Here is a 16130-nt window from a genome sequence, read left to right as displayed (position 1 = left end):
CCGGGGTCGTGCGCGGAACTTCGTAGTGGGCTACGAATTGCCGTGCACGTGCGCGCTAGCGCTTACCTTTGTACTTCCCGCCGCCGCTGCGTCCGGGCGGGCCGGAATCGGGTTGCAGTTGAATCAACACACCACTGATGCGGGTGCGGCGCAACGCCTCCACCGTCTCGTCGGCGAGGTCGGCCGGCAGCTCCACCAACGAATGATCGGGGCGAATGCTGATGTGCCCGAAGTCGCTTCGACGCAGACCACCCTCGTTGGCGATCGCACCGACGATGGCACCGGGAGCGACGCGATGCCGCTTGCCGACGCTGATGCGGTACGTCGCCATCTCCTGACCGGTCTTGCGGTGATGCGAACTGGCCGCATCCTCGTCGAACGTGCGCGGCGGACGCGGCTCACGAGGCTCGCGCGGTGCCCGCGGCGGGGCAGGCGGCTCCGGCTTCAGCAGGAACGCTTCACCGTCGCGAGACTGGATGGCCAGGGCTGCCGCGATGTCGACCAACGGGACGTCGTGCTCGCGCTCGTAGTCCTCGATGAGACGACGGAACAACGCCAGATTCTCGTTGCCGAGGCTCTCGGTGATGGAGTCCTTGAACTTCGTCACGCGCTGCGCGTTGACGTCGTCGACGCTGGGCAACTGCATCTCGGTGATCGGCTGACGCGTCGCCCGCTCGATGGCCTTGAGCAGGTGCCGCTCGCGAGGTGCCACGAACAGCAGAGCCTGACCGGCGCGGCCCGCGCGTCCGGTACGACCGATGCGGTGCACGTAGGACTCGGTGTCGTGCGGGATGTCGTAGTTGATGACGTGCGAGATGCGGTCGACGTCGAGACCGCGAGCCGCGACATCGGTGGCCACCAGGATATCGATCTGACCGTTCTTGAGCTGACCGATGGTGCGCTCACGCTGAGCCTGCACGATGTCGCCGTTGATCGCCGCGGCCGAGAAGCCCCGTGCGCGCAGTTTCTCGGCGAGTTCCTCGGTGGCCTGCTTGGTGCGCACGAACATGATCATCGCCTCGAACTCTTCGACCTCGAAGATTCGAGTGAGTGCCTCGAGCTTGCGCTGATGGGCCACCTGCACGTAGCGCTGGGTGATGTTCGGTGCCGTCGACGTCTTGGTCTTGACGGTGATCTCCACTGGATCGTGCAGGTACTGCTTGGAGATCTTTCGGATCGCGGCCGGCATCGTGGCCGAGAACAACGCCACCTGCTTGTACTCCGGGGTATCGGAGAGGATGCGCTCGACGTCCTCCTGGAAACCCATCTTGAGCATCTCGTCGGCCTCGTCGAGCACCAAGTACTCGAGACCGGACAGGTCGAGGGTGCCCTTCTCCAGGTGATCGATGACGCGGCCGGGGGTGCCGACGATGATCTGTGCACCCTTGCGCAGGCCGGAGAGCTGGATGCCGTACGCCTGGCCACCGTAGATGGGCAGGATGTGCAGACCCGGAATGTGGGTGGCGTACTTACCGAACGCCTCGGCCACCTGGAGCGCCAGCTCGCGCGTCGGTGCCAGCACCAGCGCCTGCGGCGTCCGACGCGACACGTCGAGACGGGACAGAATCGGCACCGCGAACGCGGCCGTCTTGCCCGTTCCGGTCTGCGCGAGGCCGACGACGTCGTTCCCTGCCATCAGCGGCGGGATGGTGGCCGCCTGAATGGGCGACGGGCTCTCGTAACCGACGTCGTGCAGGGCCTTCAGGACCCGCTCGTCGATCCCGAGATCGGCGAATGTGATGTCCTCGCCCGTCCCCGAGGCCGACTCGGTCGCTCGGACCGGAACGGAGGCGGAGTCCTGAAGGGGCGAATTCGTCTCGTCAGACGTCACGGCGGCATCCTGATCAGTTTCTGAAGTGCTCATATATGGAGCGAGTTTAGTACCTGCCCGGACCCTGCGAACCCTTCTACGCTGATCAGGTGACGAAAACGGCCCAGACCGCCCGCGGTGCGAGCGCCCTCACACCGGCGACCCGACCGCCGAACGTGACCGCGGACGGTTAAGTTGTACCCCGAGTCACACTCAACCCCCTCGAACTCGCGGCAAAGTCGACAAACCGGACACCCCGGATGGTGCGCCACGGCCTCGAATGTGATGAAATGCACAACTACCACGCTATTTTTCCGTAAGGGGTCCAGCAGTGCGCGAATATTCTGTGCCGGCGTCGTTCACCATTCCTGACGACGCATCCATGGCCGACACCGTCTACAGGTACGAGAAGGAATCGCCGAGCTTCGTACCGTTCCAACGTCTGGTGAACGGCAACTGGACCGATGTCACCGCCGATCGGTTCGCGAAAGAGGTAGCGGCAGCGGCCAAAGGACTGATCGCCTCCGGTATCGAACTCGGCGACCGTGTCGCCATCCTCAGCGCGACGCGCTACGAGTGGGTCGTCCTCGATTACGCCATCTGGTCCGCAGGCGGCTGCACCGTCGCGATCTACGAGACCTCCTCCGCCGACCAGGCGCAGTGGATCCTCGAGGACTCCGCTACCAAGCTGCTCGTCGTCGAGACCGCAGCGCACGCCTCGAACCTCAAAGAGGTCACCGAAGGTGCCAAGGATCTGCGTGAGGTTCTGCAGATCGACGGCGGAGCGATCGAAGAACTGACCACCCGCGGTGCCGGGGTCAGCGACGAGGATCTGCATGCCCGACGCCACCAGGTCACCGCAGCATCACCCGCGACCCTGATCTACACCTCGGGCACCACCGGCCGACCCAAGGGCGTCCAGCTGACGCACGCGAACTTCTACGCCGAGGTTCAGGCCACCCAGATCGCGCTGCACGACTCGATGAAGGAGGGCAATCGCACGCTGATGTTCCTCCCGATGGCGCACGTGTTCGCCCGCGCCGTGTCGTTCGGCTCGTTCGAGTCCAAGGTCACCGTCGGCCACACCTCGGACGTGACGACGCTGGTGGATCAGTTCGCCGTGTTCAAGCCGGACTTCATCCTCTCGGTGCCGCGCGTGTTCGAGAAGGTCTACAACTCCGCCAAGCAGAAGGCCCACGACGGCGGCAAGGGTTCCATCTTCGACAAGGCCGCCGCGACGGCCATCGAGTGGAGCGAGGCCCAGGAGAAGGGCGGAGCCGGGCTGGTTCTGAACCTCAAGCACACCGTGTTCGACAAGCTGGTCTACTCCAAGCTTCGCGCAGCGCTCGGTGGCAACTGCACCCGCGCGGTGTCCGGCGGCGGACCTCTCGGTGCCCGCCTCGGCCACTTCTTCCGCGGTGCGGGCGTCCCGGTCTACGAGGGCTACGGACTGACCGAGACCAGCGCGGCCATCACCGTCAACACCACCAAGGACCAGCGCGTCGGCACCGTCGGCAAGCCCATCGACGGCCACTCGGTGAAGGTTGCCGAGGACGGGGAACTGCTGCTCAAGGGACCCGTGGTGTTCAGTGGCTACTGGCACAACGAGAAGGCCACGGCCGAGGCCATCGTCGACGGCTGGTTCCACACCGGAGACCTCGGCGCGATCGACCAGGAAGGCTACGTCTCGATCACCGGCCGCAAGAAGGAAATCATCGTCACCGCCGGCGGTAAGAACGTCGCCCCCGCGGTGCTCGAGGACGCCCTGCGCGCCAACGCGATCATCAGCCAGTGCCTCGTCGTGGGCGACGCCAAGCCGTTCATCGGTGCGCTCATCACCCTCGATCCGGAGGCTCTGCCGGGTTGGCTCGAGCGGCACAACCTGTCCGCGGACATCCCGTTCTCGGAACTGTCGAAGAACGCCGATCTGGTCGCCGAGCTCGACAAGGCCGTCGCCGAGGCCAACAAGAAGGTCTCCAGCCCCGAGCAGATCAAGAAGTACACGATCCTCGAGAACGACTTCACCGTCGAGACCGGTGAGCTGACCCCGACGATGAAGCTCAAGCGCAACATCATTCACGCCGAGCGTGGCAACGACATCGAGGCCATCTACTCGTAGATCGACCGCACGAGAAAAGGGGCCCGACGCGATCTTCGCGCCGGGCCCTTTTCTCGTGTCAGGACATGTGGTCGTCGAGAAACTCCGCCACCGCCGACGTCACCTGCAGGTGGATCTTCTCGTGCAGGAGGTCGTGGCCGCCGTCCTCGAACTCGCTCAGGGACGCGTCGGGCACACCGCCGATCCACTCGCGTACCGCATCGATCGGAGCCAGGCGATCGTCGACGCCGTGCACGGCGAGAATCGGAATCACGTTGTCGGCCAGATCCGTGGCCGAGCCGGTCACGGACTTCGGCGTTCCGCACAGGACGGCGCACCGCACCGCGTCCGGATGCGCGCCCAGAGCTGCGATGGCCGTGGCTGCGCCGAGCGAATGGCCCATCAGCGCGAACGACAACTCGGGGTGCTCGGCCTCGGCGATATCGAGCAACTGCAGGGCATTCTGGGCAAGACCGGGAATCTGAGCGGCGTCGGTGAGCTCGCCCTCGGTGAGCCCGTGACCCACGTGATCGACCGCCCACACATCGACTCCGCGCCCGTTGAGGACCCGAGCGAAGCGGTGGTAGTGGCCACTGTTCTGGCCGAGACCGTGCAGAAAGACGAGACCGAAACGAGCATCGGGAACGGTCCAGTTTCGATAGTGGACAGCACCGGTGGCTCCGTCGAAAAAAGGCATTCGATCATTTTGCCTCCTCGCGACTGCATCCGCGCGCAACGTGACCGGTACCGCTCGCGGTGATGGCTAGGGTGGGCGCGTGTTCCTCCTCGGCGATCGTGTCATCTACAGCGCCAGCGACCTCGCTGCGGCGGCGTCCTGCGAATTCGGACTGCTGCGCCGACTCGACGGGCTGACCGGTCTGATCCCGCGCACGGTGGCCGACCCCGATCCGATGCTCGACCGCACGTCCGCACTCGGATTCGAGCACGAACGCCGTCAGCTCGAGGCCTTCCGACAGCGCTTTCCCGGCGGAGTTCTGACGATGGACCGACCAGGACGGACGGCGCAGGAGCTGGCCGACGCGGCCTGGGCCACGTTCACCGCCCTCACCTCCCGCACGCCCGTGGTCTATCAGGCGACCTTCTTCGACGGACGATTTCTGGGGTTCTGCGACTTCCTGGTGGCCGAGCGCGCTCGGTACGCCGTGTACGACACCAAGCTCTCGCGGCACGCGAAGGTACCGGCCCTGCTGCAGTTGGCGGCCTACGCCGACGCGCTGCGGACGGGAGGAATCCAACCGAGCGACGAGGTGCACCTGATGCTCGGCGACGGCAGCGACTCCGCTCACTCGCTCACCGAGATTCTTCCGGTCTATCGGCAGTCCCGAGATCATCTGCAACACATACTCGACGAGCACCACGCCGAGGGAACCGTCGTCGATTGGTTCGACTCGCGCTACTCCGGCTGCGGACAGTGCGAGGCCTGCACGGTCGAGGTGGAACAGCACCGCGATCTGGTGCTCGTGGCAGGCATGCGCGCGAGCACCAGGGACAGACTGCTCGACGCCGGCATCTCGACGGTCGACGAACTCGCTGCATCGACCGGCGGCGTGGACGGCATGTCGTCGCGCACGGTGACGAATCTGCGCGCTCAGGCCGCGCTGCAGGTTCGCCAGGAACGCACCGGCGACGCCGAGTTCGAGATCTTCGACGCCGAGGCGCTCGGGGTGATTCCCGAGCCCGATCCGGGAGACATCTTCTTCGACTTCGAGGGCGACCCACTGTGGGCCGAGGCCGGCAGTGCCGAATGGGGACTCGAGTACCTCTTCGGGGTCTACACCGCCGACGGTGACTTCCTCCCGTTCTGGGCGCACGATCGCGCGCAGGAACGCCGTGCCCTGATCGACTTCCTCGACTATGTCTCGGCCCGTCGCGCCGTCCACCCGAACATGCACGTCTACCACTACGCGCCGTACGAGAAGACCGCACTGCTGCGCCTCGCCGGCCGGTACGGGGTCGGTGAGGACGCCGTCGACGACCTGCTGCGGCACGACGTGCTGGTCGATCTCTATCCCGTCGTACGGTCTGCGGTGCGCATCGGAGCCAGGTCCTACAGCATCAAGAAACTCGAACCGCTGTACATGCCCGCCACCCGCGACGGAGATGTCACCGACGCTGCCGCGTCGATCGTCGAATACGCGAACTGGTGCGATCTGCGAGATCAGGGCAAGGACGCCGAGGCCGCAGCTCTCCTCGCCGACATCGCCGAGTACAACCGCACCGATTGCGAATCGACTCTGCGACTGAGGGATTGGTTGCTCGGGCGCGCGTCGGATGCCGGTGTCCAGCCACGGGCGACGCAGCAACTGGAACTCGACGACAGTGCCGTCGACACCGCAAGCCCGCTGGAACTCGAACTCGCCGACTACGCGGGCCTACCGTGGCAGCGCACCTCGACGCAGCAGGCCGTCGCATTGTTCTCCGGCTCCATCGGGTACCACCGGCGCGAGCGAAAGCCGTTCTGGTGGGCCCACTTCGATCGACTGACTCATCCGATGGACGAGTGGGCGGACGCCGCGGACGTGTTGAAGGTCGAGCGGGCCGAGCTGGTGCACGACTGGATGAAAACTGCACCACAGCAACGGGTTCTACGACGGCAGATCAAGCTTCTGGGGCACCTGACGGGCGGGGCCCTGTCCGGCGCGAAGGTCAAACTGCTCTACGACGACCCGGCCCCGGAGGGGTTGCCGAAGCAGCAGCCGACCCATCGCGCGACCACGACGGTCGAGATCGTGGAGACCGGCTACGAGGGCACCCTCGACATGGTCGTGGTGCAGGAGAACCTCCGCAAGAGCGTGGACGAGTACCTCGACTTCCCGGTGGCCACCGCGCCCGAAGCGCCTCCTGCAACCAAGCACCTCGAGCAGGCCATCGTCGCCGTCGCCACCGAGGTCAGCGCCGCCCTGCCACACCTTCCGAGCACAGCCGTCGCCGATCTGCTGACGTTGTCGCCGCCCCGAACCCGTTCCGGCACCGGACTTCCCGAGGTGCGCGCCGGTGACTACGCGACAGCCGTCACGGCCGCCCTGCTCGATCTGAACGACTCCTATCTCGCCGTGCAAGGTCCGCCCGGGACCGGAAAGACGTACACCGCAGCGCGGGTGATCGCCGAATTGGTCGATGTACATCGCTGGCGGATCGGTGTGGTGGGCCAGTCGCATCACGTGGTGAACAATCTGCTGGACACCGTCGTGGCGGCCGGGGTGGATCCGAGCCGGGTAGGCAAGAAAGCACCGACTGCGCACACCGTTCTGGATCCGACGGACTATTCCCGCTTCGTCACCGACGCCGACGAGGGATGCGTGGTCGGCGGCACCGCATGGGACTTCTCCAACCCGGGCCGAATCCCACCCCGATCGCTCGATCTCCTGGTCGTCGACGAGGCCGGGCAGTTCTCGCTGGCCAACACCATCGCCGTCTCGGTGTCCGCGCGCAATCTGCTCCTGCTCGGCGACCCGGCACAGCTGCCGCAGGTCAGCCAGGGCACCCACCCCGAACCCGTCGACGAGTCGGCTCTGGGCGCGATCATGAACGGGCACCCGACGCTGCCCGCCGATCGCGGGTACTTTCTGGCGACGACGTGGCGGATGCATCCCGATCTGTGTGCGCCGGTCTCCGCGCTGTCGTACGAGGGCAAACTCGAGTCCAACAGTGCTGTGACACAGGCACGTTCCCTGTCGGGGCTGGAGCCCGGCCTGCACGTCGCCTACCTGGACCATCACGGCAACTCCACGGACTCGGTGGAAGAGGCCGACGAGATCGTCGCGCGAGTCCAGGGTCTCCTCGGCCGGCTCTGGAGCAACCCGCAATCGTTCGAGGGAACGCGGCCGATGCATCAGGGCGACTTCCTGGTCGTCGCGGCCTACAACGCGCAGGTGGCCGTCATCGTCGAGCGCCTCGCAGCGGCCGGACTCGACGAAGTTGCGGTGGGAACCGTCGACAAGTTCCAGGGTCGACAGGCCCCGGTGGTGCTGATCTCGATGGCGGCGTCCGCGATCGAGGACGTTCCACGCGGCATGGGATTTCTGTTGTCCCGCAACAGACTCAATGTCGCGGTCTCGCGTGGTCAATGGGCGGCGATACTGATCCGGTCACGAGCACTGACGCAGTACCTACCGTCGACTCCGGCCGGACTGGTCACCCTCGGCACCTTCATGAGTCTGTGCGAGAACGCGGTTCAGCCGAACGCCATGCCCTCGCCGCGGTAGGTGGGGACCGCCTCGACGGACCCGTCGGCGTGCACCAGATGCAGGGTCTCGAATCGCTCGCACAACTCGCCCGCCTTGGCATGACGAAACCAGACTCGATCGCCGATCCGCACCTCGTCTGCTCCGCTCACCGGAGTCTGGACCTCGCCCGCACCCTCGTTGCGCAGCAACTTCAGACCGGACGTCACCACTCCCCTGGCCTTCCTCGACCACGCGATCGGCCGCGGGGATCGCGACGTCGACGCCGGACCCGACGCGATGTAGCCACCGCCGAACAGCGTCGCGATCTGCGGTGTCGGCTTGCGCACCGCGGGCAGCGCGAAGAACAGCGAGGGCTCGGCCGAGAATGCGCGATACCGATCGAAGAGCGTCGGCGCGAACAAGCCCGATCCCGCGGTGACCTCGGTGACGACCGGATCGGCCGCCGAGAAATCGATCGACCCGGTGCCGCCACTGTTGACGATTTCGATCCGCCCGACCGCCGCGGTCACGGCCTCGACCACTGCTGTTCTGCGCGTGGAGATCTCGCGGGATGACAGGGACTTCATCCATTCCACCGCGACGTTGGAATCGGGCACACCGGCGATCTGTGCCTCGTAGAACATCAGCCCGACCACCCGGAACCCTCGCGCCTGCGCCACCCGCGCGAAGGCAGCGACCTGCTCGGGTTCGCGCAACGGAGAGCGCCTGACGCCGATGTGCAGCGGACCGATCCGCAGCGAGGCATCGACATCGATACAGATACGTGGCTTGAGAAGATCGCTCGCGGTGGCGTCGCGCACGATGTCCAACTGTGCGACGTCGTCGACCATCAGCGTGATGCGACCCGACAGCACCCGATCGTTGACGACCTCGGCGAGGGCGGTGCGATCCACCGTCGGGTACCCCATCAGGATGTCCTCCACGCCGTGGCGCGCCAACCAGATCGCCTCACGCAGGGAGTAGGCCATGACGCCGTTCACCCCGTCGGCCGCGAGCACCCGATCCAGCACTGCCCGGCACCGAACGGACTTGCTCGCGATCCTGATCGGCACTCCGTCCGCTCGCGCCCGCAACGCCGCGGCATTGGCATCGAGAGCGGCCGAATCGACTGCAGCCAAGGGTGATTCGAGCCCCTCGGTGGCAGCTGCGATACGGGACAGTGGTGTCGTGTCGGTGGTCGCGACACCGGCGATCGAGCTCATAGGGAACATTCCTTCGTCGTCGTTGCCGGGCCTACACAGTCAAACACTCTGCGGCCGAGAAGTCCCGGTGAGCATCGGCGAGGCCGGTCTTTCAGCGATCGACGGCCTTGCTCGCGATCAAGCCCGACAGGTCGTCGATCTGCGCCAGCACTTCGAGATCGTCGCCGTCGACCAACCACCGCAGCACCAGACCGTCGAGGGTCGCCATGCCGAATCGCGCGATCGACGCCACCGGCTCGAGCCATCGCGTTCCCGTATGGGCAGAACATTGCTCGAAGAACAACCGCGCCTCGGAGTCGCGAATTCGATACTGTCCACTGGCGATCTCGGCGGCCGTGGCCGATCCGAGCGCCCGATGGCGCAGCAGGTAGGTCTTGATCTCGTAGGCGAGCAACTGTCGGTCCGGTGACTTCTCGATCAGCAACCACACCGCGCTCAGACCGCCGTGCACCAGCTCTCGCAGACCACGGACACCCGGGAGTTCTCGCGTGCCCACGGCACTGTTCAACGCGGCATGCAGAATCTCGGTGACGTCGACGATGAGGTGCTCCCCCATCGCGATCACCAGATCCTGCTTGGTCTCGAAGTAGTACTGCACGATGCCCTTGGTGACGTCGCCGTGCTCCGAGAGTGCACGCACGGTCAGGGACTCGATGCCCACCCGCTCGGCAACGTCGATGGCCGACTGCACCAGTTGTGCGCGTCGCACATCCGCGGGCAGCCTCGATTGCATGACCCGATACTAGGGTGCGGGCGAGTTCTGTGCCTTGGATTGCCCCAGGGGAGCGCGCTGCGGGATAGTGATTCGATGATCGAGCGGTCGTGGCAGAACTGGGCGGGCAATCAACACGCGTTCCCGTCGGACCGCGCCGAGCCGACGTCGGCCGACGAACTGCGCGTCGTGCTGGCGGGTGCCGTCGAGCGATCTCGTACGGTGCGATGCGTCGGGGCCGGTCATTCCTTTACCCCGATCGCCGTCACCGACGGCGTGCAGATCAGCCTGGATTCGTTGCGTGGGATCGAATCGGTCGTCCGTAACGACGACGGTTCCGCCCAGGTGACGGTGCTCGCCGGCACCCGGCTGCGGGAGCTGACCGCCCAGCTGTGGGAACTCGGCCTGGCCATGACCAACCTCGGCGACATCGACGAACAATCCGTCGCCGGAGCCATCTCCACGGGTACCCACGGAACCGGGGCCCGCTTCGGCGGCATCGCGACTCAGGTGAACGCGCTGGAGCTGATGACCGCGGACGGCCGGTTCGTTCGATGCTCTCGCGATGAGAATGCGGAACTATTCGACGCGGCCCGTGTCAGTATCGGTGCGCTCGGCGTCATCACCCGAGTCACGCTCGAGTGCGTTCCGGCGTTCGCTCTACGGGCCGTCGAGAAACCGTCGACGCTGACGGCAACGCTCGCCGAGCTCGATGTCACCGTCGCTGCCGTCGACCACTTCGAGTTCTATTGGTTTCCACATACCGACCGAGTGCTGACCAAACGCAACACCCGCCTGCCGGGCGACGCCGTGCTGCGCCCGCTGGGAAAGGTGCGCTCGTACCTCGACGATGAACTACTGTCCAACACGGTCTTCGAGGGGCTCAACCGCCTGGTGACGCGGGTGCCGGCCCTGATTCCTCGCCTCAACGCGGTCTCTGCCCAGGCACTGTCGGCCCGCGAGTACACCGACCGCTCGTACCGGGTGTTCGCGTCCTCCCGCACCGTCCGGTTCGTCGAGATGGAATACGCGGTACCGGTCGCCGACATCGGCTGGGTGCTGGGCGAGGTCGATCGCTGGCTCGAGCGATCTGCCATCTCGATCGCGTTCCCCGTGGAGGTCCGGTTCGCCGCGGCCGACGACATCTGGCTGTCCACCGCGTACGGACGCCCGACGGCCTACATCGCTGTCCACCAGTACCACCGCCGCGATCACCGCGAGTACTTCGACGCCGTCGAAGCCATCTGTCGCAGCGTCGGCGGCCGGCCACACTGGGGCAAACTGCATTCCCTCGGCGGCGACGAGCTGCGCGATACTTACGAACACTTCGACAACTTCCTGCGCATCCGCGATTCGATGGACCCGGGAAAGTTGTTTGGCAGCGAGTACCTCGAGCGTCTGCTGTCGTGAGCGGTAGTTCGCAGACTGCTACGAAATACCGCGCACGACCCATTCGCTTACATTGGAGCGAGTGAGCACAGGAAAACGCGCGCTGTCCGGCATCGTCGCCGCCGGAGTCGTCCTCGGTGTCGGTCAATTGATCGCCGTCCCCATCGGATCCAACTCGTCACCGCTGACGGCCGTCGGATCCTCGGCCGTCGACTACAGTCCGGCCCCGATCCGCGAATGGGCCATCGATACGTTCGGCACGTCCGACAAGCTCGCCCTGTTCGTCGGCATGGCCGTGGTGATCGGAGCCATCGCCGCGGCAGCAGGAATCGCCCGCAAGCCGATCGGTGCAGTCGTGTTCGCCGCCCTGGGCGCTGTGGGCGTACTCGCCGCAGTGACCCGACCGGACGCGACGGCCCTGTACGCAGTCCCCACCATCGGCGGTGTCATCGTGGGCATCGTCGTGCTGCACGCCCTCATCGGTGCCGCGGCACCTGCGACCGAGGGCATCAACCGACGCAGCTTCCTGACCCTCGCAGCCGGTGCCGCGGTACTCGGCGTCGTGGCCGGAACAGCCGGACGAATGCTGACCTCGGCGCGCGCAGTCACCGCGGATCGACTCGGCTTCATGCTTCCGACGCCCACTCCGCAACCACCGATACCGACCGGGGCAGACCTGCAGATCGACGGCCTCGCGTCGTACATCACCCCGAACGAGGATTTCTACCGCATCGACACCGCGCTGGTCGTGCCGCGGGTGGCGTCGGATACGTGGTCGTTGCGGATCCACGGCATGGTGGACCGCGAGATCGAGCTGACGTTCGCCGACCTCGCCGAGCGCCAGGCAGTCGAGAAAACGGTCACCCTGACCTGCGTGTCCAACATCGTCGGCGGGGACCTCGTGGGCAACGCAACGTGGATCGGCTACCCGCTCAAGGACATTCTCGAAGAAGCAGGCATTTCACCGGACGCCGACATGGCGCTGTCGTCGAGCAGCGACGCCTTCACCGCGGGCACTCCCCTCGAGGTACTGCTCGACGGCCGCGACGCCCTGCTCGCGGTCGGCATGAACGGCGCGCCGCTCCCCGTCGAGCACGGCTACCCGGCGCGGCTCGTCGTCCCCGGTCTGTACGGATACGTCTCGGCGACCAAATGGGTCACCGACATCGAGATCACCCGATTCGACCGCGCGACGGCGTACTGGACCGATCGTGGCTGGGGCGCTCTCGGACCGATCAAGACGGCCTCGCGGATCGACACCCCGCGTTCGGGCAGCTCCACGCCGGCCGGTCGGACGGTGATCGCCGGCGTCGCCTGGGACCAGCACACCGGCATCGACGGCGTGGAAGTGCAAGTGGACGAGGGCAATTGGATGCCGGCCACACTCTCGGAGGAGTACTCCAAGGACACCTGGCGGCAGTGGACAGTCGAGCTCGACCTGCCTGCGGGCCAGCATTCGATCCGTGCGCGGGCCACCAATTCCGCCGGAGAACTGCAGACCAACAAGACCGCCGACACCGTTCCCGACGGAGCCACCGGCTACCCGAAAATCTCGGTGACGGCGAACTGATCCAGGCAGTAGCGCTGATCTAGACGGTGCCGAAGCTCGCGCGTATCGAGTTCTCGGCCAACTGCTGCCGCTCGTCCGCGGTGAGGCCCATTCCCGCTTCGAGGGCAGAAAAGTTGTCGTCGACGTAGCCGCCGAAGTAGGCCGGATCGTCGGAATTGATCGACACCGACAGGCCGCGCTCGAGCATCTGCCGCAACGGCAGCTGCTCGACGCTGTCGATCACCTTGAGGCGAACGTTGGACAGTGGACAGACGGTGAGCGGAATCTGTTCCTCGACAAGTCGATTCACCAGCGCTTCGTCTTCCAGGCACCGCACCCCGTGATCGATGCGCTCGACCTTCAGCAGGTCCAGTGCCTGCCAGATGTAGTCGGGCGGGCCTTCCTCACCGGCGTGGGCGACGACGTGCAGACCCTCGGCGCGCGCCTTGGCGAACACATCGACGAACAACGACGGCGGGTACCCGACCTCGGCGGAATCGAGACCGAGCCCGATGATCGGAGCCTGCATCGCCAACAGGTCGTCGAGCAGTTGATTGGCGTGCAGCACCGGCTTGTCACGCAGGATCGATGCGATCAAGCCACTGGTGACACCGAATTCGCGCTCACTGGTCGCGCACGCGTCGGCCAGTCCCTCGACGACGGCATCGAGGGAGACACCGCGCTCGGTGTGCGCCTGCGGGTCGAAGAAGATCTCCGCGTGCGTGACACCGGCCTGAGCGGTGCGGCGGAAGTAGGCCCGAGCCAGATCTGCGAAATCCTCGGCGGTCTGCAACACGGCCATGTTGGCGTAGTACAGATCGAGGAAGGATTGCAGGTCGGTGAACTCGTACTTCGCGCGCAGTTCGTCGATATCGTTGTACGGCAACGACAATGCGTTACGCTCGGCGAGCTCGAAAATCAGCGGAGGCTCTAGCGACCCTTCGATGTGCAGGTGCAGTTCGGCCAGCTGATCAGTACTCACTCGCTCGATTCTACTTGCCCGTGTACGTCGCTTTCCCCGGACCGACCTCGAGGAAGCTCTTCACCGCACCCCGCAGATCCTCGGTCTCGAACAACGCGCCGGAGACCTCCGAGGTGATCTCGTCGGCGTGCGTAACGCCACCCGAACGCCACGCTGCCACAATCTGTTTCGTTGCCGAATGCGCGACGGTGGGGCCGTCGGCCAGTCGATGCGTCAGCGCGAGCGCCGCGGCGTCGACATCGTCGTGGATCTGGTTGACCACGCCCCACTCCTTCAACGTCTGTGCGTCGTACAGATCTCCGGTCATGACGAGCTCGCGAGCCCGACCCGAACCGGCCCGCTCGGCCAGACGCTGCGGCCCACCCATCGACGGCGTCAGACCGACGACGGTCTCGACCAGACCGAACTTGGCCTTGGGACCGGCGAGAATGATGTCGCAGGCCAACGAGATCTCGAACGCCGCGGTGAGCGTCAACCCGTGTGCGGCGTAGATCACCGGGCAGGGCAACGCCTCGAGTGGATGGGCAATCTGCGCGAACAGTCCACGCCACAGATCGGCACCTTGCGCGGCGGACAGGCCCTCGAAGACATGCACGTCGACGCCTGCCGAGTTCACCTTGCCCTCGGCGCGGAGCAGCACCGCACGAGGCGGTCGCGCGACGAGATCGGCAACGTTCGCGGCCACCGCGTCGAACATGGCCTGATCGAAGAGATTGAGCGGACCGTGATCGAAGGTGAGCACGGCGACCTCCGCGCCTGCCGCAGTGGTCGATCGAACGAGCGAAGTGGGTGCGTCAGCCATGGTTCGCATAGTGCCACACCCGTCCGAGGACCTTGTTACCACCGAGTATTGTGCGCAGGAAAGTGAACGTTACCGAGAGGAACACCTAGATGAAGCGCAGCCTGTTCGAGTCCGACCACGAGGACTTCCGCGCATCGGTACGCGAGTTCGTCACCCGCACCATCACGCCGGTCGAGGAGAAGCTCGTCGAACAGCGATACATCGACCGCGACATCTGGCTCGAAGCCGGACGCAACGGGTTCCTCGGCCTCGAAGTACCCGAGGAATACGGCGGCAGCGGAGCCGAGGACTACCGATTCAACGCCGTCCTCGCCGAGGAACTCGCCCGCTCGAGTGCAGCGGTGGCGTCGTGCTTCGGTATTCACGTCGATATCGTCGCGCCCTACCTCGTCAAGCTCACCACCGAGGAGCAGAAGAAGCGCTGGCTGCCCGGGTTCTGCAGCGGCGAGATCCTCACCGCGATCGCGATGACCGAGCCGTCCGGCGGCTCGGACCTGGCCGCCCTGAAGACCACCGCAGTCAAGGACGGCGACGACTTCATCATCAACGGCTCCAAAACCTTCATCACCAATGGCAACTCCGCCGACCTCGTCATCGTCGCCACTCGCACGACGCCGGAGAAGAAGGCCAAGGGCATCACGCTCTTCGCCGTCGAGAACGGCACCGAAGGATTCTCCCGTGGCCGCAAGCTGGACAAGGTCGGCCAGCCCGAATCCGACACGGCCGAGCTGTTCTTCGAGAACGTACGCGTTCCGAGCTCGAACATGATCGGCGAATTCGACGGCGGCTTCATCCACATGATGCAGCTGCTCCCCCAGGAACGCATCAGCTGCTCGGTGGCCAACCTCGGACACGTCCGCCCCATTCTCGAGGAGACGCTGCAGTACGCCAAGGACCGCAAGGCATTCGGGCAGCAGATCGGCTCGCTGCAGTGGAACAAGTTCCTGCTCGCCGAGCTCGTCACGAAACTCGATGTGGCACAGGCATACATCGACAATTGCATCGCCGCCCACGGCATCGGTGAACTGACGGCCATCGACGCAGCCAAGGCGAAGTGGTGGAGCTCGCAGGTACAGAACGAGATCCTCGACCACTGCGTCCAGCTGCACGGCGGCTACGGATTCATGAACGAATACCGCGCCGCCCGCGCCTGGAAAGACGCTCGCGTGACCAAGATCTGGGCCGGATCGAACGAAATCATGAAGGAACTCATCGGCCGGGATCTGGGGCTGTAGAGCGGCTTCGCCGCATGTGAGCGGAACTTCGTAGTGGGCTACGGGCGGATTCGAGCGGTGGTTGCAACGTGCCTGATCATTAGGGATGTTTGCGATGGTTCACCCGGGTTTCTCTCATCAGGTTCGGATGGCGTTCTGGTCAC

Annotated in this window: 11 protein-coding genes; 5 read left to right on the top strand and 6 right to left on the bottom strand. The window is 65.5% G+C overall.

All coding sequences use genetic code 11. The features are described 5' to 3' along the window. Positions 1 to 55: 55 nt before the first annotated feature. Positions 56 to 1831 (bottom strand): DEAD/DEAH box helicase, encoded by a 1776-nt coding sequence (locus tag MTX34_RS24110; protein WP_243611067.1) that lies wholly within the window; start codon positions 1829 to 1831, stop codon positions 56 to 58. A gap of 310 nt (positions 1832 to 2141) precedes the next feature. On the opposite strand from MTX34_RS24110, the gene MTX34_RS24105 reads away from it, so the two are divergent. Beyond that, a complete protein-coding gene (locus MTX34_RS24105; protein ID WP_243596893.1) occupies positions 2142 to 3929 on the top strand; it encodes a long-chain fatty acid--CoA ligase in 1788 nt (595 codons plus the stop codon). Positions 3930 to 3987: 58 nt separating this feature from the next. Here MTX34_RS24105 and MTX34_RS24100 read toward each other — a convergent pair whose 3' ends face one another. After that, positions 3988 to 4605 carry an alpha/beta hydrolase gene (locus MTX34_RS24100; protein WP_243611066.1) on the bottom strand — a complete coding sequence of 206 codons (618 nt, stop codon included), beginning with the start codon at positions 4603 to 4605 and terminating at the stop codon, positions 3988 to 3990. Positions 4606 to 4684: 79 nt separating this feature from the next. Between MTX34_RS24100 and MTX34_RS24095 the strand changes: the two genes are divergently transcribed. Beyond that, positions 4685 to 8134, top strand: coding sequence for a bifunctional RecB family nuclease/DEAD/DEAH box helicase (locus tag MTX34_RS24095; protein WP_243611065.1), 3450 nt, complete (start codon positions 4685 to 4687; stop codon positions 8132 to 8134). On the opposite strand, the gene MTX34_RS24090 is transcribed toward MTX34_RS24095, so the two are convergent. Both MTX34_RS24090 and MTX34_RS24085 read right to left on the bottom strand, forming a co-directional pair. Beyond that, positions 8104 to 9318 carry an alanine racemase gene (locus MTX34_RS24090; RefSeq protein ID WP_243611064.1) on the bottom strand — a complete coding sequence of 405 codons (1215 nt, stop codon included), beginning with the start codon at positions 9316 to 9318 and terminating at the stop codon, positions 8104 to 8106. The two genes, MTX34_RS24095 and MTX34_RS24090, sit on opposite strands and share 31 nt — an antisense overlap. Positions 9319 to 9409: 91 nt before the next feature. Then, complete coding sequence (locus MTX34_RS24085) at positions 9410 to 10051, bottom strand: TetR/AcrR family transcriptional regulator (RefSeq protein WP_243611063.1); 642 nt, start codon at positions 10049 to 10051, stop codon at positions 9410 to 9412. 75 nt (positions 10052 to 10126) lie between these two features. On the opposite strand from MTX34_RS24085, the gene MTX34_RS24080 reads away from it, so the two are divergent. Beyond that, positions 10127 to 11440: a D-arabinono-1,4-lactone oxidase gene (locus tag MTX34_RS24080; protein ID WP_243611062.1), complete on the top strand. Its 1314-nt coding sequence runs from the start codon at positions 10127 to 10129 to the stop codon at positions 11438 to 11440. Positions 11441 to 11501: 61 nt separating this feature from the next. Then, positions 11502 to 12989: a molybdopterin-dependent oxidoreductase gene (locus MTX34_RS24075; protein ID WP_243611061.1), complete on the top strand. Its 1488-nt coding sequence runs from the start codon at positions 11502 to 11504 to the stop codon at positions 12987 to 12989. 19 nt (positions 12990 to 13008) lie between these two features. Here the strand turns inward: MTX34_RS24075 and MTX34_RS24070 are convergent, their stop codons facing one another. Together MTX34_RS24070 and MTX34_RS24065 are read right to left on the bottom strand one after the other, a co-directional pair. Then, on the bottom strand, positions 13009 to 13950 hold the full coding sequence (locus tag MTX34_RS24070; RefSeq protein ID WP_243611060.1) for an adenosine deaminase: 942 nt from the start codon (positions 13948 to 13950) through the stop codon (positions 13009 to 13011). A 10-nt stretch (positions 13951 to 13960) separates the two neighbouring features. Continuing rightward, entirely contained in the window at positions 13961 to 14752 is a 792-nt protein-coding gene (locus tag MTX34_RS24065; RefSeq protein ID WP_243611059.1) for an enoyl-CoA hydratase/isomerase family protein, read from the bottom strand. 89 nt (positions 14753 to 14841) lie between these two features. Here MTX34_RS24065 and MTX34_RS24060 point away from each other — a divergent pair, with 89 nt between their 5' ends. Beyond that, a complete protein-coding gene (locus tag MTX34_RS24060; RefSeq protein ID WP_243596884.1) occupies positions 14842 to 15987 on the top strand; it encodes an acyl-CoA dehydrogenase family protein in 1146 nt (381 codons plus the stop codon). Positions 15988 to 16130 lie beyond the last annotated feature (143 nt).

Source organism: Rhodococcus sp. ARC_M5 (genome assembly GCF_022810405.1).
GTDB classification, from domain to species: Bacteria; Actinomycetota; Actinomycetes; order Mycobacteriales; family Mycobacteriaceae; genus Rhodococcoides; species Rhodococcoides navarretei.
Note: the sequence above shows the minus strand (reverse complement) of the source record. Positions and strands in the feature narration are given on the sequence as shown.